We start from the raw sequence: 19,838 nt of genomic DNA, 5'->3' as shown, positions 1-19,838 counted from the left end.
AAGTCTACGACTGCTGCTCGGCAGTTCGCGACGGCGGCGTTCAGCCGCCGCACGGGCCGCGCCGGGGCCAGTAGCATGGCGAGCGTCGGATGAAGGAGGCGAGGATGGCTGCGGATTCGACGGGAGCGCCGGGCGCGGGGGCCGCGCCGGGCGGAGGCTCGGCGCGGCCGGGCGGCCGGGGCGCGGGCAGGCCGCGCGTCCCGGTGCTCGACCGCGAGCGCATCACGACCGCCGCCATCCAGCTCCTGCGCTCGGGAGGGCTCGCGAAGCTCACGATCAACGCGCTCGCGGCCCGGCTGGGGGTCTCGCCGAGCGCGATCTACAACCACGCCGACTCGCGCGCGACCATCCTCGTGCGGGTGCAGGAGCGGCTCGTGGTCGAGATCGACGCCTCAGGGTTCGAGCGGCTGCCGTGGCGGGAGGCGACCGAGCGCTGGGCGCGCAGCTACTTCCTGATGCTGCGGCGCAATCACGCGCTCGTCGAGGTGACGGCGACGGTGCCGATCAGCGAGGCGCTCGAGTCGGCGCGGATGTACGAGCGGGTGGCCTACGGGCTGCGGCGCGCGGGCTGGTCGGTGCGCGACGTGCTGCCGACCATCTCGGCGATCGAGGCCTTCATCTTCGGCGCCGCGCTGGACTCGACCGCGCCCGCCGACATCTACTCGACGGGCGCGCATCGAGGGAAGACCCCGCTGCTGACGGCGATCGTCGGCGTGCACGAGGAGCACCTGCGGGAATCGGGCTCCTCGGCCGCCGACGTCGCGTTCGAGCTCGGGCTCGGGGCCCTGCTCGACGGGTTGCACGCCCGTCATTCGAGTCCGACCGTGTCGGAGGACTAGCCGCCCTCGCCGGTCCGGTGGGCCGGCGCCTCCTCGATGCGCTGCGCGGAGGCCTCCGCCGTCGCGCTCGCGTCGAAGGGCACCATCTCGGTCTCCTGCAGCACCGAGCCGACCTCGATCTCCTTGCCGCGGAAGAACCCGGGGTTCACAAAGGAGTAGATGAGCATCAGGAGCGCCCCGCCGCCGAGGATCACGAGCCCCGCGACGAACACGACGCCCACGCCGCCCTCGACGGTGCCGTCCGGCAGCGTCGTGCCGAATATCGCATTGCCCGAGCCGAAGTCGGGGTCCATCGAGTCGTAGAGGGTGATGCCGAACATCACGGTGAGGGAGAGCCCGCCGAGCAGCGGCAGCAGGAAGCGGCGGAAGAAGTTCCCCACGTTCGCGAACCAGGTTCCGCGGAAGTACCAGAACGCGGCGAGCCCGGTGATGCCGTAGTAGAAGCACACCATGATGCCCATGGCGGTGATGGTGTCCCACAGCGCATCCTCGGAGATGACGCGCATGAGCACGTAGAACAGCACCGAGGCCGTGGCGGCCCAGAACGTGGGCGCCCCGGGGGTCTTGTACTTCGAGAGGCGCCCGAAGGCCTTCGGCACGGCCCCGTAGTGCGACATCGCCTGCAGGGTGCGCGAGGGCGAGACGAGGGTGGACTGCAGCGAGGACGCCGAGCTCGCGAAGATCGCGAGCGACATGAGCAGCGCGAACGGGCCCATCACCTCGGGCGCGAGGGCGGCGAACAGCGACTCCTGCAGATCCGGGTTGCCGGCGCCGAGCCCCGTGGTCCCGATCCCGGCGTAGCTGAGCAGCACGATGGTCACGGTGAGGTAGGTGACCACGATGATGGCGATCGTGAGCAGCGCGGCGCGGCCAGGCGTGCGGCGCGGGTCCTTCGCCTCCTCGTTCATCGTGACGATCACGTCCCAGCCCCAGAACATGAAGATCGACAGCGAGAGCCCCGCCATGAGCACGCTGAAGCTGAACCCGTCGGGCCCGAGCATCGCGGGGTTGAACCAATCGAGGCTCACGGGCGTGTAGTCGTAGGCCTCGCCGTTCCGGATCTTCACGATCGCGGCGACCACGAACCACACGAGCGCGATGGCCTGCAGGCCCACGAGCGTGTACTGCACGCGCTTGGTCTCCTCGACGCCGCGGTACGCGACGTACGCCGCGAGCGCGGTGAGGAGCGCCACCACGGGGATGTTGATCCACAGGTTGCGCGTGAGGTCGGCGAGCTCCGGGTTCCCGAAGATCTGCGCGAGCGCGATGAAGAGGAAGTCCACGGCCACCGCCGCGAGGTTCGAGAGCACGAGCGCCGTGGCCGCGACGAGGCCCCATCCGCCGAGCCAGCCGATCCACGGGCCGAAGGCGCGCGAGGACCACGTGAAGGTGGAGCCCGAGTCCGGCATCGAGGTGTTCAGCTCGCGGTACCCCATGAGCACGAACAGCATCGGGATGAAGCCGATGAGCAGGATGAACGGGGTCTGCAGTCCGGCCTCGGAGATGGTCGGGCCGATGCCCGAGGTCATCGTGTAGGCCGGGGCGATGCAGGAGATGCCGATGATGGCGCCCGCGAACGCGCCGATCTTGCCCTTCTGGAGCCCCTTGAGCGTGAGGCTCTTCGTCGTGGTCGCGGGCTCGCGCACGGTACCGCTCACCGCTCGGCCCGATCGTCGCCGCCGGCGTCGAGGATGCGCGCCGCGGTGTCCTGGCCGATGCGCACGGCGCCGTCCACGTGCTGGTAGCCGACGCCCTGGATGTCCGAGCTCGCGAAGAGGATCGGGCCGACGGCGCGGTTCTGGGTGGCGCCCCAGCGGCTCAGGCCGCCGAGGTCGTAGCTGCACGCGTAGGCGCCGCGGGTCCATTCCTCCGCGCCCCAGTCCGAGAGGTAGAAGGCGACCGGGTCGAGCGCCTCCTCGCCGACGTACTTCGCGAGCGACTCGAGGATGGTGCGCTTGCGCTCCTCATCGGGCAGCGCCCACATCGCCTCGGCGGTGGTGTCGACCACGAAGCCGACGAGCGTGCCGCGCTCCTCGCCGTGGTTCGAGTTGTCGTAGACCTCCTGCACGATCTCGTGGAAGCCGAAGCCCGTGCCCGAGAGGCCCTGCTCGCGCCAGAACGGGCGGTCGTAGGCGGCGTGCACCTTGATCACGAGGCCCATCGAGTGGTGCTGGTGCACGATCTGCTGGGTGCGGGGGAGGGCGGGGACGTACTGGATGCGCGAGTAGAGGTTCGGCGGGATGGCGAGGATCGCGTGGCGAGCGCTCACGCGTACGCGGTCGGCGACGACGGTGACGGCGGCCGGGCGGCCCTCGCCCTCGTCCTGCCAGTGGAGCTCCCGCACGGGGCTGTCGAGGAAGAGGTGCTCCTCGCCGAGCTCCTCGGCCATGCGGATCGAGACGCGCTGCATGCCGCCGACCACGCGCTTGTCGAGGATGAAGTCCTCGTCGAGCAGGTTGTCGAAGGAGCCGGCGGAGGCGGCCATGAGCAGCGCCTGCAGCAGCGAGAAGGCGTGCGCGGGCTTGGTGAGCATGCCTCCCGCGATGAAGGCGCCGATGCTGCGGATCGCCTCGGGGTCGTCGCTGCGCTGCTGCAGCCACGCCTGGAACGACACCTCGTCGTACTCGGCGGCGCGCGGGTGGTCCCAGGGCGCGGCCGGGTCGACCTCGGCGGCGAGGCGGTTGATCTCCTCGCCGAGGCGGTTCATCTCGGCCTGGGTACGCTCGGGCACGGGGAAGTCGAGGCCGTCGTACACGTGGCGCCCGCCCTCGGCGTCGAGGTAGACGTTGGCGCCTTCGCGGTAGCGGTCGAACAGCTCGAGGCCGAGCTCCTCCGCCATGCCGGCGACGGCGGTCTGATCGGGCGAGATCCACTGGCCGCCGATCTCGAAGAACGCGCCGTCGATCGTGTCCGACCAGGTGCGGCCGCCGACGCGGACGCGGGCCTCGACGACGGCGACCGTCTTCCCTGCCTGGACGAGGCGGCGGGCGGCGGTGAGGCCGGCGGGCCCGGCACCGACGATCACGACGTCACGAGTGATTTCCTGCATGTTGACTCCTTCGTCTCTATGGATGCGGGACACCGTAGGGCGCGTTCCGGGGAGCCGCGGGGCGCTGCTCCCCGGTTTCGGCGAACGGGATTCATTTATGCGCGCCCGGGCTTCATGCGGTGCGGCGCAGAAGATATTTCCGGGATTCATTTATTGGTGCGGTGCGGGATCCCGATGCGGTGCTTGTGCTGGCCTGCCGCGTCGCTGTGCGGATGTGCGGTGTGTGCTGTCCTGCCCGTGCGGATGTGAGGTGTGTGCTGTCCTGCCGCGCGGATGTGAGAGATATGCGGGGAATGCGAGCCCCATTCCCGGCACGGGGCTCACATCCGTGTGGAATTGCGGCATACGCCTCACATCCGCGGCGACCGGCGCATGGTCCGGTCCACGGGCGGCTGCGAGGGCGGCGCTTCACCGCTTGCAGCGCGCGGAGGTGCAGAGGTCCTCCCCCTCGACGGCGGCGCTTTCGCAGCCCGCGGCGCATAGTCCGCAGCCCGCTGCGCGCACGGCAGCGCACTCGGCTGCTGTGGATGCCCGCCCCTCCACAGGCCCGGATCCGCGCCGCGCGGGAGCCGCATCCACGCGCCTACGGTGTGCGGCATGTACTCCGAATTCAGCGTTCAGGAAGCCGAGCCGAGAGAGCGGTTCGTCGTCCGCCCGGCGGCGGCGCGGCCCGCCGCGGTCGAGCTCGCCCCGCTGCCGGGCGCGGACGACTCGGGCCGTGAGCGGCGCGCGCTCACGCGGGGCGAGGCCGAGGCCCTCGGACCGCTCGCCGGCTTCGTCGCCGACGGCGAGGTCACCGATCTCTTCCTCAACGGCATGGCCGGCCTGTGGGTGGACCGCGGCAGCGGCCTCGAGCGCGACCGTTCGTGGCGGGCACCGGGGGAGCGCGCGCTCCGCGACCTCGCGGTGCGCATCATCGCGGCGGGCGGCAGGCACCTCGACGAGGCGAGCCCGTGCGTGGACGTGCGCATCGGCGACGGCATCCGCGCGCACGCCGTGCTGCCTCCCGTCTCGACGAGCGGTACCCTGCTGTCGATCCGCGCGCCCCGATCCGCCCGCCTCGACTTCGAGCAGCTCCGCGCCGCGGGCTTCTTCTACGAGGGCGCCGACGAGATCGTGCGACAGGCGCTGCAAGGCCGGGCCAACCTGCTCATCACCGGCGCCGGGGGCTCCGGCAAGACCACACTGCTCGGCGCCCTGCTCGGCGAGGCCGCGCCCGAGGAGCGCATCGTCGTCATCGAGGACGTCGCGGAGCTGCGCATCGCGCATCCGCACGTCGTCTCGCTCGAGGCGCGGCAGGCGAACGTCGAGGGTGCGGGGGAGGTGCCGCTCGCGCGCCTCGTGCGCGAATCGTTGCGGATGCGCCCCGACCGGCTCGTGCTCGGCGAGTGCCGGGGCGCGGAGCTGCGCGAACTGCTCGCCGCGCTGAACACGGGGCACGACGGCGGCGCAGGCACGCTGCACGCCAACTCGCTCCACGACGTCCCGGCCCGCCTCGAGGCGCTCGGCGCGCTCGCGGAGATGTCGGCGGACGCGATCGCCCGTCAGACGGTCTCGGCCATCGACCTCGTGATGCACGTCGAGCGGCGCAAGGGCGTGCGGCAGCTCGTGGACATGGGCGAGTTCTGGCTCGACGAGGCCGGACGGCTGCGCGTCACGAGCGTGCGCACCGGCGCGAAGCTGGAGCGGGCATGAGCGCCGCGCAGACGTACCCCGCCGAGGAAGCGGCGGCGGTCGTGGAGCGCCTCGCCTCGCTCCTCGCGGGAGGCGGCGCCCCGATCAGCGCGTGGGAGCAGCTGGCCGAGTACTCGCGCGCGGAGGCCCGGGCCGAGGGACGGGACGGAACGCGGCGCCGGTTCCCGCCATCGCGGCGACGGCGGGAGCAGCCCGAGCGCGTGGAGGCGCTCGTCGCGCGGGCGCTGCGCGGCGGCGCCGATGCGGCGGAGCTGCTGCGCGAGCATCCGGTCACGGCCTGGCGGGCCCTCGGCGCGACCTGGCGAGTGGCCGAGATCGCGGGCGCGCCGCTCGGCCCCGCCCTCCGGGAGCTCGCCTCGGGATTCCGCGATATCGGGCAGTCGGAGCGCGACGTGCAGATCGCGCTCGCGGCGCCGAGCACGGCGAGCCGCATGGTGCTCGCGCTGCCGCTCATCGGTCTGCTGCTCGGCACGCTGCTGGGCTTCGACACGATCGGCGTGCTGTTCGGCGGCCCCGTGGGCTGGGCGCTGCTCGCCGCTGGCACTCTGCTCGTGGTGCTCGGCCGGTGGTGGAACCGCAGGATGATCCGCGCCGCCTCCGACCGGCCCAGCACGCCCGGATTCGCGCTCGACCTCGTCGCCATGGGCATGCTTGGAGGCGGCTCCGCGAGCGCGGTCCGCAAGACCGTGGGGGACGTGCTGCGCGAATGGCGGCTCGGGCTCTCCGGCCTCGACCGGGCGCAACCGGTGCTCGACCTCGCGGTGCGGGCCGGGGTTCCGGCCTCGGAGCTGCTGCGATCCGAGGCGGCGCTCGAGCGACGCAGGGCGCGCACCGATGCCGCTCGCGCGGCCCAGCAGCTCGGCGTCCGCCTCATGCTGCCCCTCGGCGCCTGCATCCTGCCCGCCTTCCTCGCGCTGGGCGTGGCCCCGCTCGTGATCGCGGTGCTGGGACGCGTGTTCGGCTGAGCCTGCTGTCCCCGTCACCTGCCGCCCTGCCGGCCCGGGCAACCGCCGCTCCGCCGACCCGAGCAGCCGCCATCCGCCTCAGATCTTCCAGACGTGCCGTGCGAATCCGCTGTCGAACCGAACAACGAAAGGCAACATCATGAACCGATACCGTCCCACCGCCCTCCGAGCACGGCTCGACCGGGCCCTGCACCGCATCCGGCACGACGAGGAGGGAGCGGAGACCGCCGAGTACGCCATGGTCATCATGGCGGCCGTGGCCCTGGCCGGAGTGCTCATCGCCGTCGTGCAGTCCGGCGCCGTGAGCGGCATCATCGAAGACCTCGTCGTCTCGGCGTTCCAGCGCTGATGGCGAGGCGGGGATGGCGGCTGCGGGCCGAACGCGGCTCGGTCGCCGCCGAGTTCGCGGCCGCCATGCCCGCCGTCGTGCTCGTGCTGGCGCTGTGCCTCGGCGCGGTGGCCGCGTCGAGCGCGTTCGTGCGGGTGCAGGATGCGGCGGGCGAGGCCGCGCGGCTCTCGGCCCGCGGGGACGCGCCCGAGCAGGCGCTGTCGATCGCGGGGAACGGCGCCGGCCTCGAGACGTGGGACTCCGGGGAGTTCCGCTGCGTCCGGGTCTCGGCGCCCATCCGGATCGTCGGACTCTCGACGGGCGCGAGGGCGGAGGGGGAGTCGTGCGCGCTCAGGGACACGGACGCATGAGCGGTGCGCGGGCCTCCCGGAACAGCGTGCCGCGGCCGGCTGCGCGCTGCCGCCGCGCACTGCGGGACGACCGCGGCAGCGGCTCGGTGCTCGCGATCGGGATCCTCACCGCCACGATCGCGCTCTCGATCGCTCTCATCGCCGCGCTCGGGGCCTTCGCGCTGCACACCCGCGTCTCGGTAGCCGCCGATGCCGCGGCGCTCGCGGCCGCCGACACCGCCTCGCACCGGGTGCCGGGCGAGCCGTGCGCTCGGGCGCACGCGGCGGCGGCGCTGCACGGCGTCGAGCTCGTGGCCTGCGAGTCCGGGTATCGCGAGTCCGTGGTCACGGTCTCGGCGGGCTTCGGCCCGCTCGAGCTCAGCAGCTCGGCACGGGCCGGCCTGCCGCGATGAGCGGCTCCCGGCGCGCCGCGGGCGTGATGAAGCGGAGCACGATCTTCGAGAGCAGGCCGAGGCGGCGGCTCCCGGCGCGTCATGGGCGCGGCACCGGCGCGGGCGCGCGTATATATCGCATGCGCATCCGCGACTCGCCAGGGCGAACTGGAGGCGAGCATGGTGGTATATGGTGCAACCGAACGCCTCATCGATTTCCATACCTTATATATGGGGCTGTCTACTCCCGCTGCCTACCCCCGAGGAACGCATTTTGTCGAACTCTCTCGTGATCGTCGAGTCGCCGACCAAGGTCAAGAGCATCTCCAAGTACCTTGGCGACGGCTACACCGTGATGGCCTCCGTCGGCCACATCCGCGATCTCATCGAGCCCAAGAACCTTCCTCCGGAGCAGAAGCAGGGCACCCTCGGCAAGTTCTCGGTCGACGTCGAGAACGGCTTCCAGCCCTACTACGCGGTCTCGGACGCGAAGAAGAAGACGGTGACCGAGCTGCGCCGGGCGCTCAAGAGCGCGGACGAACTCATCCTCGCAACCGATGAGGACCGCGAGGGCGAGGCCATCGCGTGGCACCTGCTCGAGGTGCTCAAGCCCAAGGTGCCCGTCAAGCGCATGGTCTTCCACGAGATCACGCAGGAGGCCATCGAGGCAGCCAAGGAGCAGACCCGCGACATCGACGCCCACCTCGTCGACGCGCAGGAGACCCGGCGCATCCTCGACCGCCTCTACGGCTACGAGATCTCGCCCGTGCTGTGGCGCAAGGTCGGCCCGGGACTCTCGGCCGGCCGCGTGCAGTCGGCCGCGACCCGCCTCATCGTGCAGCGCGAGCGCGAGCGCCTCGCCTTCGTCGCGGCCTCCTACTGGGGCGTCGAGGCGGATCTCTCCGCCGACGGCCAGGCGTTCGGCGTGCGGCTGACCAAGCTCGACGGCAAGCGGCTCGCCACGGGACGGGACTTCGACGACGCCGGAAAGCTCAAGAACGACGCGCTCGTGCTGCGCGAGCCCGCGGCGACCGCGCTCGCCGACGCGCTGCGCGCCGGCGACGTCGAGGTGAGCGTCACCTCGATCGAGTCGAAGCCCTACACGCGCCGCCCCGCCGCGCCGTTCACGACCTCGACCCTGCAGCAGGAGGCCTCGCGCAAGCTCGGCTTCTCGGCGCGGCAGACGATGTCGGTCGCCCAGTCGCTGTACGAGAACGGGCACATCACCTATATGCGTACGGACTCGTACAACCTCTCCTCGCAGGCGCTCAACGCCGCCCGATCGCAGGCGCGCGAGCTTTACGGCGCCGACACCGTGCCGGAGAAGCCCCGCTACTACGGGGCGAAGGCGAAGAACGCGCAGGAGGCGCACGAGGCCATCCGCCCCGCAGGCAGCGAGTTCGCCCGACCGCGCGACCTCCACGGCGTGAGCGACCAGGAGCGCAAGCTCTACGACCTCATCTGGAAGCGCACCGTCGCCTCGCAGATGGCCGACGCCAAGGGGCAGACCGCCACCGTCACCCTCGCCGGCGCCGCGACCGAGCTCCCCGACGAGGCCGGCACCCTCGCGCCCACCACGAGCGAGTACCAGGTCTCGGGCACCGTCATCACCTTCCGCGGCTTCCTCGCGGCCTACGAGGAGGGCCGGGACGAATCCCGCAACGGCGGCGACGCCAAGGAGTCCAAGCTCCCGCCGCTCAAGGAGGGCGAGGTCGTCGCGGTCGAGGGGGCCGAGGCGAAGTCCCACGAGACCAGCCCGCCGCCGCGCTACACCGAGGCGAGCCTCGTGAAGATGCTCGACGACCTCGGCATCGGCCGGCCCTCCACGTACGCCTCGATCATCGCGACGATCATGGACCGCGGCTACGCCATCAAGCGCGGCTCGGCGCTCATGCCCGGATGGACGGCGTTCAGCGTCGTCCGGCTCCTCGAGGAGCACTTCGAGGACCTCGTGGAGTACGACTTCACCGCGCAGATGGAGGCCGACCTCGACCACATCGCCGCCGGCGACCAGGATCGCGTCCAGTGGCTCGGCGACTTCTACTTCGGCGGCGAGGAGCACCCCGGCCTGCGGAAGGTCATCGACAACCTCGGCGAGATCGACGCCCGGGCCATCAACTCGATGCCCATCACCGACAAGGCCACCCTCCGGATCGGCCGCTACGGGCCGTACCTCGAGGTGGACGAGGGCGGCGAGACACCCCGGCGCATCAACGTGCCCGCCGACCTCGCACCCGACGAGCTCACGCCCGAGAAGGTGCAGGAGCTCATCGACGCCCCGGTGGTCACCGACCGCGTGCTCGGCCAGGACCCCGAGACCGGCCACGACATCGTCGTGAAGGACGGCCGCTTCGGACCCTACGTCTCCGAGGTGCTCCCCGAGCCCGAGGACGCCGGCACCGGCAAGCGCAAGAAGGCCGCGCCCAAGCCCCGCACGGCCTCGCTGTTCAAGTCCATGTCGCCCGAGACGGTCACGTTCGAGGAGGCGCTCAAGCTGCTGTCGCTGCCCCGCGTGGTGGGCGTCGAGGAGGAGAGCGGCAAGGAGATCACCGCGCAGAACGGCCGCTACGGCCCCTACCTCAAGAAGGGCACCGAGACCCGCACCCTGCCCGACGAGGACTCGATCTTCACGATCGACGTGCCCGGCGCGAACGAGCTGTTCGCGCAGCCGAAGTACCGGGGCCAGCAGTCCAAATCGGTGCTGCTCGACTTCGGCGAGCCCGATCCCGTCTCGGGCAAGGCGATCAAGGTCAAGGACGGCCGCTTCGGCCCCTACGTGACGGACGGCGAGACCAACGTCACGGTGCCCCGCGGCACGGATCCCATGACGGTCACGTTCTCCCGCGCGGTCGAGATGATCGCCGAGAAGCGCGCCAAGGGCCCCGCGAAGCGGCGCAGCACGGCCAAGAAGACCACCGCCTCGAAGACCACCGCCTCGAAGAAGCCGGCGCCCAAGAAGACCAGCACGGCCAAATCGAGCACGGCCAAGACGAGCGCCGCGAAGAAGACCACCGCGAAGCCCTCCACCGCGAAGTCGAGCACGGCGAAGACCGCGACGCGCAAGGCCCCGGCCAAGAAGACGAGCACGGCGAAGTCCGCCGGCACGGGCACCGACGAGAGCTAGGGGAGCGTGGCAGCGGAACACGAAGCGGCGCCGCCCTCGGAGCGGGGCCTGTTCATCGTCTTCGAGGGCGGGGACGGCGCCGGGAAGACCACCCAGGTCGGCCTCCTCGCCGAGCACCTGCGGGCGCGCGGGCACGAGATCCTGCACACCCGGGAGCCCGGCAGCACGGCCGTGGGCCTCGAGCTGCGCCGCGCCGTGCTCCACAGCGAGGACGAGATCGCGCCGCGCGCCGAGGCGCTCATCTACGCCGCGGACCGCGCGAACAACATCGCCACGCAGGTGCGGCCCGCGCTCGCGAAGGGCGTCACGGTGCTCCAGGACCGCTACATCGATTCCTCCGTGGCCTACCAGGGCTCCGGCCGCGACCTCGGCGCCGAGGAGGTCCGAGACCTCTCGCTCTGGGCCACCGAGGGGCTCCTGCCGGACCTCACGGTGCTGCTCGACCTCGCGCCCGAGACCGGGCGGGAGCGCGTCGCCCGCAGCCGGGGCGGATTCGACCGCCTCGAATCTGAGGGGAAGGCGTTCCACGACCGGGTGCGCGAGCAGTTCCGCGCGCTCGCGGCCGCCGCGCCCGAGCGCTACCTCGTGATCGACGCCTCCGGGGCGCCCGAGGAGATCGCCGCGCGCATCCGCGACCGCGTCGAGGGGCTGCTCGAGGAGCGGGGATGATCGTGCGGACGGGGAGGATCGTGCCGTGAGCGTGTGGGACGAGGTGACCGGGCAGCCGGAGGCCGTCGCCACGCTGCGGCGCGCCGTGGCCGGCGCGCATCGCGGCGCCGTCGACCCGCAGGCCTTCACGAACTCCTGGCTCATCACCGGCCCGCCCGGATCGGGGCGCTCGACGGCGGCCTACGCGTTCGCCGCCGCGCTGCTGTGCCCGGTCGACGGCTGCGGCGTATGCCCGTCCTGTCAGCAGGTGCGCGCCCGCTCCCACCCGGACCTCACCGCGGTGGCCACCGAGACCGTGATCATCGATATCAAGACCGCGCGCGAACTCGTATCCCGCGCATCCCGCTCGCCGATGAACGCCGACTACCGCGTGATCGTGGTCGAGGACGCAGACCGCATGGTCGAGCGCACCTCCAACACGCTGCTCAAGGCCATCGAGGAGCCCGCGGAGACCACCGTGTGGGTGCTGTGCGCGCCCAGCGAGGCCGACCTGCTGCCGACGATCCGCTCCCGCGTCCGCTCGATCGGCCTGCGCACCCCCGAGGTCGAGGACGTCGCCGAGCTGCTCGTGCGGCGCCACGGCGTCGACGCGGACACCGCCCGCCGCGCCGCCGCCGAGTCGCAGAGCCACGTGGGCATGGCGGCGCGGCTCGTCACCTCGCCCGAGGCGTGGCGGCGGCGCGATCGCGCGCTCGACGGGGTGCTGGGGCTGCGCACGGTCGGGGACGCGGTGCGCAAGGCCGGGGACTGGCTCGCCATCGCGGAGGAGGACGGCAAGGCGGCCTCCGAGGACCGCAACGAGCGCGAGCGGGAGGAGACCTTCCGCTCCCTCGGCCTCGACCCGAAGCAGGCCATCCCGCGGCAGCTCCGCGGGGTGTTCCGCGAGCTCGAGGAGAATCAGAAGAAGCGCGCGAAGCGCGCCACGCTCGACGGCGTCGACCGCATCCTCACCGACGTGCAGTCGCTCTGGCGCGATGTGCTCATGCTCGAGTTGCAGTCCGGCGTCAGCCCCGTGAACGAGTCGCGCCTGCGCGACATCGAATCTGCCGCCCGGGCGAGCGACCCGGCCCGAACCATGGCTAGCATTGAAGCAATCAGCGTCGCACGGAAGCGGCTCGCCGCAAACGTTCCGCCCGCCCTCGCGCTGGAGGAATTGCTCGTTGGTTACGTCGGAAGACACGCACAGGCCTGAGGGCCGGATGGAGGCACACCCATGACCGCTCGTTCCCGGCGAGTCCGCGCCAAGCTGCTCGGGCTGGGCTCCATCGCGTCGGTGATGACGCTCGCGCTCAGCGGATGCGTCCTCATCCAGGAGCTCCAGTCGCCCGGCGGCGGTCAGGGCGGCGAGGGCGAAGCGCCCCCGGCCGACGCCGAGGGGCCGCTGTACGACGAGGACCTCGCGCCCGAGCTCGTGCCGTTCTACGAGCAGGAGCTCGAATGGGGCGAATGCCCCGCCGAATACGCCGCGGTCGAGGGCGCCGAGTGCGCCACCGCCACCGCGCCCATGGACTGGGAGAACCCGGGCGAGTTCGAGGACATCGAGCTCGCGCTCGTCCGTCTGCCCGCCACCGGCGAGTCGCAGGGCTCGCTGTTCACCAACCCCGGCGGTCCCGGCGCGAGCGGCGTCGACTTCGTCGCCCAGTCGGGCGACTACTTCTTCTCGCCCGAGCTGCGCGAGAACTACGACATCGTCGGCTGGGACCCCCGCGGAGTCGGATACTCGAGCGCCGTGGAGTGCGTCGACGACGAGGGCATGGACGAGTACCTCTACGGCGTGCCCGAGGGGGCCGACGAGATGACCGAGGAGGAGGCCTTCGAGTTCGCGCAGAAGCAGGCCGTGGAGTTCGGGGCGAACTGCCTCGAGAACACCGGCCCGCTGCTCGAGTTCGTCGACACCAAGTCGACCGTCAACGACCTCGACATGCTGCGCGCCGCGGTGGGCGACACCAACCTCGTCTACTTCGGCCTCTCCTACGGCACCGACATCGGCGCCCAGTACATCGACCGCTACCCCGAGCGCGTCGGCCGGATCGTCCTCGACGGGGCCACCGACCCGACCGTGCCCATGTTCGACGTGGTCGTCGACCAGCAGGAGAAGTTCGCCGACGCCACCATGAACTACCTGGAGGACTGCCTCACCACCGAGGAGTGCCCCTTCTCCGGCCGGGGCGGGGTGAACGGCGCGATCGCCGAGATCCAGACCATCATGGACACGGTGGACGAGACGCTGCCCACCGCACCCGACGGCCGCACCCTGACCTCGGGAGTGATCTCCACGGCGATCTCCTCGGCGCTCTACTCGGAGGACAGCTGGCCCTACCTCTCGCAGGCGTTCGCCATGTGGATGGACCAGCAGGACCCCTCGCTCTTCTTCCTGCTCGCCGACTCCTACTACGGGCGCGACCAGAACGGCAACTACGACTCGAACATGTTCGAGGCGTTCCCCGCCATCAACTGCCTCGACTATCCCCTCGTGACCGACGAGGCCGCCATCAAGGACTTCAACGAACGGCTCAACGAGGTGCAGCTGTTCGGCACCGAGATGACCGACGCCGAGCTCACCGTGGGCGACCTCACCTGCGAGAACTGGCCGGTGCAGTCCCGCGTCGAGCAGCAGGAGCCCGTGACCGGCGAGGGCGCCGCCCCCGTGCTCGTGGTCGCCACCACGCACGACCCCGCGACGCCGCTCAAGTGGGCCGTCGCCGTGGCCGAGCAACTCGAGTCCGGCGTGCTCGTCGAGTTCGAGGGCGAGGGGCACATCGCCTACAGCCAGGGCGATCCCTGCGTCGTCGACGCGGTGGACGACTACTTCATCGAGGGCGCCGTGCCGCAGGACGGGCTGAAATGCGGCTAGGGGCCCCGCCGGTTTGATGTGGTGAGTGTTTCCTGGTTATGATTGCGTGTCGCTTGCGCGAGCACGCGTCAGCCGCCTTAGCTCAGTCGGTAGAGCGATTCACTCGTAATGAATAGGTCGCCGGTTCGATTCCGGCAGGCGGCTCCAAGGAAAAGCCCCGGTCAGCGTCACAATCCGTGAACGCTGGTCGGGGCTCTTTCACGCTCTCAGGCGGAAACCACACCCCTATACCCACCCCTATGGCCGGAACAGCTTGCCCATCATCTCCGTCGCGGCGCGCTTCTTCTCCTCGAGCGGATGCACGTACGTGCGCATCGTGAAGCTTGAATCCGAGTGCCCCAGCACCCCCGCCACAGTCGACGCGTCGATCCCGTTCGCGATGAGCATCGTCGCTGCCGTGTGTCGGCCCACGTAGGGCCGCTGGTACTCGACGCCCGCCCGCTCGAGCAGGCGCCGCCAGTGCGTGGCATCCTGCCTGGGTCGGATCGGGTGCCCGTACCGGTCGGTGAAGAGCATCAGTTTCGGCTCCTCCGCCCCGGGTGGTGTCCATGTCGTCCACTGCTCGCCCGCGTCGGCCATCCACTCGAGCTGCTGCTTGCGGTGCGCCGCGAGGAGTTCCGCGAGGAAATCATCCACGTCGAGATCTCGGAGACCCTCCTGCGTCTTCGTCATCGGCTTGAGGGTCACGGGCTCGCCCACGAGCTGCTGCAGCTGCCGGCGGATGCGGAGCTTGCGGCTCTCGTACATGTCCCAGCCGAGGCCGAGCGCCTCACCGGGGCGGACGCCGTAGACGATGGACAGCGCCCACCGTGCGCCTTCGCCGTCGCGGATGGCTTGCTCGATGACGCGCTGCGCGTCTCGCTCGCGCATGGACCCGACCTTGCTCGGCTGTTTCTTCGGTGGGGTGACGTGCTCGAGCGGGTTGCGGAGCGCCTGCCGCCGCTGTTTCGCGACCTTCATCGCCCGCGAGAGCACACGGTGCACTTTGAGGATGCTGGACTCCGACATCGGCTTCACGGTCTCCACGCTGCCGTCACGCCGCACCTTGGGCTTGCGGTGGGTGCCCTCTCGCATGGTCTTGTAGAGGCGTTCGATGTGTTCTGGTTGTAGCCGGTCGAGGCGGAGTTTCCCGATGGCGGGGTACACGGCGGGTTTGAGGAGGAGCCGGTATCCCTGCCGGGTGCTGGCGTCGCGGTTGTCGATGTGCTCGATCCAGTGCTCGAGCCAGGCTTGCACGGTCCAGTCTCGGGGGACGACGCCGAGGGCGGAGTATTCCTGTAGGTCTGCGAGGGCTTGTACGGCTTCTGAGCGGCTTGTTCGGTCGCGGGTGAGTTCGTGTCCGTCGATGCGGATTCGGGCTCGCCAGCGGCCGTCGGGGAGTTCGAGGAGGGTGCCTTCGCCCTTGGTTCTGCGGGCCATGAGGGTGCCTTTCTATGCGGCCTCCCGGTAGAGCCGGTCGGCGTGGTCGTAGTTTCCTGGCGTGCGGAGCCAGGTGAGGAGAAGCTTGGGGGTGACGGAGAGATCGACGGCCCACCGTCCGGGGTGGTCGGGGTAGGCGCGCGCTGCGGCGGCTACCTGCTCCGCGGTGAGCAGATGTCCCGCTGCCCACTGGTTGGCTTCGCGTTCTGCGGCGTCGGTGTCGCAGCCGTGGCCGTGGTGGGCGTGCCCGAGCTCGTGCGCGAGCACGCACCGCTCGAGCGTTGGCGGGAGGTTGTAGGAGAGCGCGATGATCCGGGGCCGCGGGTACCAGCGTCCCCGCTCGGGCTGGGACTGGTACACGACGCGGATGCCCTGGGCTGCTGCGTGATCGTAGGGGCACCACATGCCCTGATCGTGCAGGCAGCCCCCGACATTAGAGGTCGTCCGGGTCAAGCTCGCTCATGCCCTGGTCGGTGCGCTCCGCGACGTAGCGTTCCCCGGCGAGTTCCTCTTCGATCGACTTCGGCGCGGAGAACGGCGCGTCCCTCCGACCGAAGCGGTCCTCGGCATAGGTGACGTTCGTCTGAGTGGCCGCGACGAGTAGGTCGAACATGTCGATGCCGACCGCCGCGGCGATGCGGGACAGGTCGTTCGTGTTGAACGGCATCTCTCCGCGGAGGCGCTTGTAGTAGTAGTTCCGCGAGATCCCAGCGTCTTCGAGGACGTCCGCGATGGGGCGCCCCGACTTCCCTACTGCGTCCTGCACCAGGTCGATTACGCGCTGACTGTAGGCGTCGGCAGGGTCTTGAGCTCTCTTAACCATCATGCGGCAAGCGTACCTAATTGAGGTACTTTGCGCAATATGTACCCAACTGGGTTGCACATGTGTACCCAACTAGGTACTGTGGGTGTCATGCAGAACGAAGCACTAGACCCGGACTCGCTGGCCCTCATCGGCGCAGTGAAGGCAGAACTGGGGCGTCGGGGAGTAAGCGGCGTTGCGCTTACCGACGTACTCGACCTCGGACGCAACGCCATCTACGAACGCCTTCGCGGAAAGAAGGCCTTCACGACCACTGACCTCATCAAGATCTGCCAGTACCTCGACATCTCTCTCGAGACTCTGATCGCATCGGCGCGAGTCGGGGCGGCATCGTCTGGCCGGCAGCAGGTTGCAGCGTAAAGCAAAGCACCCAGCAGGATCTAGCTGCTGGGTGCCGGAGAGATAGGAAGTCTCATGGAGATTGTACAGCAGATCAATGGTGAACCGCGAGTCTCATCGGAGGCGATCGCGGAGCACACCGACAACCAGCACAAGAACGTGCTCGGTCTCGTCCGAAGCCACGTCGCGGACTTCGAGCGGTTCGGGGAGGTCGCGTTTCAAACGCGACCTGGCTACAACAACTCGATCGTGCAGGTCGCGCAGCTCAACGAGCAGCAGGCGACGCTTCTCATCACCTACATGCGGAACAGCGATAAGGTCCGCGATTTCAAGCTCCGCCTGGTGGAGGAGTTCTACCGGATGCGGCAGGCGCTCGCGGCGCCGGCTCGGGAGCTGTCGCCGCAGGAACTCATGGCCAGGGCAGTGCTCGAGGCCGACAGGCAGATCAAGGCGTTGGAAGCGACCGTGGCGGAGGCGCAGCCGAAGGCGAGCGCGTGGGATCACATCGTGAGCAGTGCCGGGTCCTGGTCGTACGAGGAGGCCGCGAAGGTGCTCTTCGAGCAGGGCGTGGTGTCGGTCGGGCAGAAGCGCCTGGTGCGTGACCTCGTGGGCTGGGGGTTCCTGTATCGGGACCACAAGGGCCGCCCGCACGTGTACCAGCGGTACCTCGAGCAGGGCCTTTTCGTGACGAAGGCGCGGGTGTACACGGATCAGGTGACAGGCGAGGTGCGGGAGTCGTCGGCTCCGCAGGTGCGGGTCACGGGCAAGGGCCTCGACATGCTCTACACGCGGTACCGCCGCGGTCACCTACAGGTGGTGGCGTGATGAACCCGTTAGAAGTCGGGGCGATGGTGGCCGCCGTCGCTGTCGGGTTCTTCGTCCGGTTCGGTGTCGATCGAGCGGCGAAGAAACAGGTAGCCCGATTGCAGGACCGAGTAAGCGATCGCGCCGATGGCGAGGCAGTTAGCAAAGGTGACGATGAGGCCGAACGCATCGGAGAACGCGGGATCCCCGGACCCATCGTCTCGAAGGTTTATGAGGGCGATGAAGTTGAACGCGACGACCACAATTGCGAACGCATTCGCGCCGAAATCGACCCAGGCCTTGTATCTGGGGAACGGGTGCTTGGCGGGGACGCGAACGGACCCGTATCCCTCGGCGTAGACCGGTCGGGTGGAGAGTGCTCCTCGCCTGTCGGGGTCGAAGAGTGTTGCGAGCACGAGCACGAGAAGTATCTGCGTTGCTACTTCAAGCGCTGCGGGGTTGAAGGTCAAGAGGGTGCTCCTATTAGGCCCCTGGGTGGGGTTGTGGTGTGTGGCGCTCCCAACCCTACCCAGGACATGACGGTGGAGGAGTCGGAGCAGGACGGGCGTGAAGGGGGTCGTGATGTCTGAGCGGTTGTTGACGTTGCCGGAGGCTGGGGAGCGGCTGGGCTGCTCGCTGTCGACGGTGTACCGGCTGGTCAGGTCTGGGGAGCTGCGGGTGGTGCGGTCGAAGATCCGCAACGCTTCCGCGCCGGAGGGGGTTTTGCGGGTGCCGGAGTCGGCTATCGCGGAGTCGGTCGAGGAGGTGACGGTGTGAGCGCGCGGATTGTGGACGGGTTTGACCGTCAGCCGTTGTCGCCCGTGCTGGTGGAGTTCTACGGCCGGATGTTCCGGGGTGACGAGTGGGCGAGGGCGCTCATCAAGCACACGTCCAGCTTCGAGGTTGCTCGCGACGTGCACCGGCATAGGCCGGGTCAGTTGTGGGAGCGGCTGGCGGAGCAGGGGGAGGCGCGTCGTGGCTGACCGGGTGGAGCAGGCTCGTGCGGAGCGGGATCTGGTGGAGGCGTTCATCGCTTCTCGGCGGTGGTCGGACGCGACGTACCGGCGGCTATCGCAGGTGGTGCATCAGTTGAATTCCGATATCACGTTCTGGTCAAAACGGGAATAACACTTCTTCCTAGTGGCTATCGATAAGAGATAGCGCGGGCGTCATGGCCTGGCTAGGAGCGGGGTTTGTCGCACCCTTTAACGCGGCGAATTCAATTACATATCTGCGAGGGGGATCAGCCTCCTACAGGGTCCGATGCGAAAGCCCGGTCAGTACCCTCGCAGCGTTTTATAGGCTTCCCGGTTTGATCGGCGGCGTGAGTGTAGGTCCTCATGACTGTCATATGCGGGGAGAGTAGCCCTACGGGGCCGGAGTGCGTACCCGCTAACCGGTCCTACACGAGCTGGCGGTGACCGGGGAGCGCGGTAGCTGGTTTAGGTAGGGGCGGCGGCCTATCCGGGTGGTATGGGCGGGTTCGATTCCCGTCATAGGCGCGTAGTTATTCCGGTAATTCAGAAAGGGCATTCATCATGGCTAATAGCAAATTCGAAATCACCGACGAGCGGCACCCGATCAACCCGGCGCTTCGGCGTATCCGAGCGCTCCGGGACATCCCCCGTGTAGGGGTGAAGGCTGGCGACCTCGGCGGCTGGATCGAGCACGAGGAGAACCTTTCCCACGAGCACGACGCCTGGGTCTTCGACAACGGGAGCGTCTTCGACAACGGGAGCGTCTTCGACAACGGGAGCGTCTTCGACAACGGGAGCGTCTTCGGCAACGGGCGCGTCTTCGGCAACGGGAGCGTCCAGTCTGATGCCCATGTCCTGCACGCGCTAGTGCAGGCATCCGAAATGTTTCGGGCCACGTTGTTCCGCACCTCTGGCGAGCCAGGGCATCACCTCATCGTCGGCTGCTGGCAGGGCGCCGTGCCGGATTTCCGGGCCATGATCGAGTCCGACACGTGGGTGGAAGCGACGCCGGAGCAGATCGAGCGTCACCGGCCGGAGCTGATCGCGTTCGCGTCGATGTGTGAGGCGCGTATCGCGACGTGGGAGCCGGTGTCGTCGTGAGGTCGCTAGCATATTGGGTGGCGATTCTGCTGCTGTTTATCACCGGGTGTATTTGCCGGCTCTTCTCGAACGAGGGTGTAGTCCGTTGAGCGCGTCGCTGTCCGTGTAGG

General features: G+C 69.5%; 21 protein-coding genes and 1 tRNA gene. 16 read left to right on the top strand and 6 right to left on the bottom strand.

From position 1 onward, the window contains the following. The first annotated feature begins 104 nt into the window (after positions 1–104). Positions 105–839: a TetR/AcrR family transcriptional regulator gene (locus FM112_RS13915; protein WP_176386841.1), complete on the top strand. Its 735-nt coding sequence runs from the start codon at positions 105–107 to the stop codon at positions 837–839. Here the strand turns inward: FM112_RS13915 and FM112_RS13910 are convergent. Both FM112_RS13910 and FM112_RS13905 read right to left on the bottom strand, forming a co-directional pair. Then, positions 836–2,497 carry an APC family permease gene (locus FM112_RS13910; RefSeq protein WP_087008635.1) on the bottom strand — a complete coding sequence of 554 codons (1,662 nt, stop codon included), beginning with the start codon at positions 2,495–2,497 and terminating at the stop codon, positions 836–838. The genes FM112_RS13915 and FM112_RS13910 overlap by 4 nt on opposite strands. Further along, on the bottom strand, positions 2,494–3,888 hold the full coding sequence (locus FM112_RS13905) for an NAD(P)/FAD-dependent oxidoreductase (protein WP_087008634.1): 1,395 nt from the start codon (positions 3,886–3,888) through the stop codon (positions 2,494–2,496). Before FM112_RS13905 ends, FM112_RS13910 begins: the two co-directional genes overlap by 4 nt. A gap of 597 nt (positions 3,889–4,485) precedes the next feature. On the opposite strand from FM112_RS13905, the gene FM112_RS13900 reads away from it, so the two are divergent. The 10 genes from FM112_RS13900 to FM112_RS13855 all read left to right on the top strand — a co-directional run bounded on the left by FM112_RS13900 (position 4,486) and on the right by FM112_RS13855 (position 14,412). Beyond that, positions 4,486–5,583, top strand: coding sequence for a TadA family conjugal transfer-associated ATPase (locus FM112_RS13900; RefSeq protein ID WP_087008632.1), 1,098 nt, complete (start codon positions 4,486–4,488; stop codon positions 5,581–5,583). After that, entirely contained in the window at positions 5,580–6,548 is a 969-nt protein-coding gene (locus FM112_RS13895) for a type II secretion system F family protein (RefSeq protein ID WP_087008630.1), read from the top strand. Before FM112_RS13900 ends, FM112_RS13895 begins: the two co-directional genes overlap by 4 nt. Positions 6,549–6,687: 139 nt before the next feature. Beyond that, positions 6,688–6,897, top strand: a complete 210-nt coding sequence (locus FM112_RS13890) for a DUF4244 domain-containing protein (RefSeq protein ID WP_087008627.1) — start codon at positions 6,688–6,690, stop codon at positions 6,895–6,897. Then, positions 6,897–7,247, top strand: a complete 351-nt coding sequence (locus tag FM112_RS17675; protein ID WP_087008625.1) for a TadE family type IV pilus minor pilin — start codon at positions 6,897–6,899, stop codon at positions 7,245–7,247. Before FM112_RS13890 ends, FM112_RS17675 begins: the two co-directional genes overlap by 1 nt. After that, positions 7,244–7,639: an Rv3654c family TadE-like protein gene (locus FM112_RS13880; RefSeq protein WP_087008623.1), complete on the top strand. Its 396-nt coding sequence runs from the start codon at positions 7,244–7,246 to the stop codon at positions 7,637–7,639. The genes FM112_RS17675 and FM112_RS13880 overlap by 4 nt, the downstream gene beginning before the upstream one ends. A gap of 253 nt (positions 7,640–7,892) precedes the next feature. Continuing rightward, complete coding sequence (gene topA, locus FM112_RS13875) at positions 7,893–10,742, top strand: type I DNA topoisomerase (RefSeq protein ID WP_254910507.1); 2,850 nt, start codon at positions 7,893–7,895, stop codon at positions 10,740–10,742. 6 nt (positions 10,743–10,748) lie between these two features. After that, positions 10,749–11,411 carry a dTMP kinase gene (gene tmk / locus FM112_RS13870; RefSeq protein ID WP_087008618.1) on the top strand — a complete coding sequence of 221 codons (663 nt, stop codon included), beginning with the start codon at positions 10,749–10,751 and terminating at the stop codon, positions 11,409–11,411. A 25-nt stretch (positions 11,412–11,436) separates the two neighbouring features. Then, positions 11,437–12,603, top strand: coding sequence for a DNA polymerase III subunit delta' (locus FM112_RS13865; RefSeq protein ID WP_087008616.1), 1,167 nt, complete (start codon positions 11,437–11,439; stop codon positions 12,601–12,603). A 21-nt stretch (positions 12,604–12,624) separates the two neighbouring features. Next, a complete protein-coding gene (locus tag FM112_RS13860) occupies positions 12,625–14,265 on the top strand; it encodes an alpha/beta hydrolase (protein WP_087008614.1) in 1,641 nt (546 codons plus the stop codon). 71 nt (positions 14,266–14,336) lie between these two features. After that, positions 14,337–14,412: transfer RNA gene (locus FM112_RS13855), tRNA-Thr, on the top strand. A 90-nt stretch (positions 14,413–14,502) separates the two neighbouring features. Here the strand turns inward: FM112_RS13855 and FM112_RS13850 are convergent. The 3 genes from FM112_RS13850 to FM112_RS13840 all read right to left on the bottom strand — a co-directional run bounded on the left by FM112_RS13850 (position 14,503) and on the right by FM112_RS13840 (position 16,510). After that, positions 14,503–15,501 (bottom strand): site-specific integrase, encoded by a 999-nt coding sequence (locus FM112_RS13850; protein WP_176386840.1) that lies wholly within the window; start codon positions 15,499–15,501, stop codon positions 14,503–14,505. Positions 15,502–15,696: 195 nt separating this feature from the next. Next, the gene (locus tag FM112_RS13845; protein ID WP_140400703.1) at positions 15,697–16,137 is read right to left on the bottom strand and encodes an ImmA/IrrE family metallo-endopeptidase; all 441 of its coding nucleotides are present in this window, start codon (positions 16,135–16,137) and stop codon (positions 15,697–15,699) included. Continuing rightward, positions 16,118–16,510, bottom strand: a complete 393-nt coding sequence (locus FM112_RS13840; RefSeq protein ID WP_140400702.1) for a hypothetical protein — start codon at positions 16,508–16,510, stop codon at positions 16,118–16,120. Before FM112_RS13840 ends, FM112_RS13845 begins: the two co-directional genes overlap by 20 nt. A gap of 87 nt (positions 16,511–16,597) precedes the next feature. Between FM112_RS13840 and FM112_RS13835 the strand changes: the two genes are divergently transcribed. Then, entirely contained in the window at positions 16,598–16,867 is a 270-nt protein-coding gene (locus FM112_RS13835; protein WP_140400701.1) for a helix-turn-helix transcriptional regulator, read from the top strand. Between the two features lie 54 nt (positions 16,868–16,921). Further along, positions 16,922–17,671 carry a phage regulatory protein/antirepressor Ant gene (locus FM112_RS13830; RefSeq protein ID WP_087008605.1) on the top strand — a complete coding sequence of 250 codons (750 nt, stop codon included), beginning with the start codon at positions 16,922–16,924 and terminating at the stop codon, positions 17,669–17,671. 8 nt (positions 17,672–17,679) lie between these two features. Here the strand turns inward: FM112_RS13830 and FM112_RS13825 are convergent, their stop codons facing one another. Next, on the bottom strand, positions 17,680–18,120 hold the full coding sequence (locus FM112_RS13825; protein WP_140400700.1) for a hypothetical protein: 441 nt from the start codon (positions 18,118–18,120) through the stop codon (positions 17,680–17,682). 112 nt (positions 18,121–18,232) lie between these two features. Between FM112_RS13825 and FM112_RS13820 the strand changes: the two genes are divergently transcribed. The 3 genes from FM112_RS13820 to FM112_RS17290 all read left to right on the top strand — a co-directional run bounded on the left by FM112_RS13820 (position 18,233) and on the right by FM112_RS17290 (position 19,728). Beyond that, entirely contained in the window at positions 18,233–18,427 is a 195-nt protein-coding gene (locus FM112_RS13820; RefSeq protein ID WP_140400699.1) for a helix-turn-helix domain-containing protein, read from the top strand. Then, on the top strand, positions 18,424–18,633 hold the full coding sequence (locus tag FM112_RS13815; protein ID WP_087008599.1) for a hypothetical protein: 210 nt from the start codon (positions 18,424–18,426) through the stop codon (positions 18,631–18,633). The genes FM112_RS13820 and FM112_RS13815 overlap by 4 nt, the downstream gene beginning before the upstream one ends. A 555-nt stretch (positions 18,634–19,188) precedes the next feature. Next, on the top strand, positions 19,189–19,728 hold the full coding sequence (locus FM112_RS17290; protein WP_176386839.1) for a hypothetical protein: 540 nt from the start codon (positions 19,189–19,191) through the stop codon (positions 19,726–19,728). Positions 19,729–19,838 lie beyond the last annotated feature (110 nt).

Source organism: Gulosibacter sp. 10, from assembly GCF_900163695.1.
Classification (GTDB): domain Bacteria; phylum Actinomycetota; class Actinomycetes; order Actinomycetales; family Microbacteriaceae; genus Gulosibacter.
Note: the sequence above shows the minus strand (reverse complement) of the source record. Positions and strands in the feature narration are given on the sequence as shown.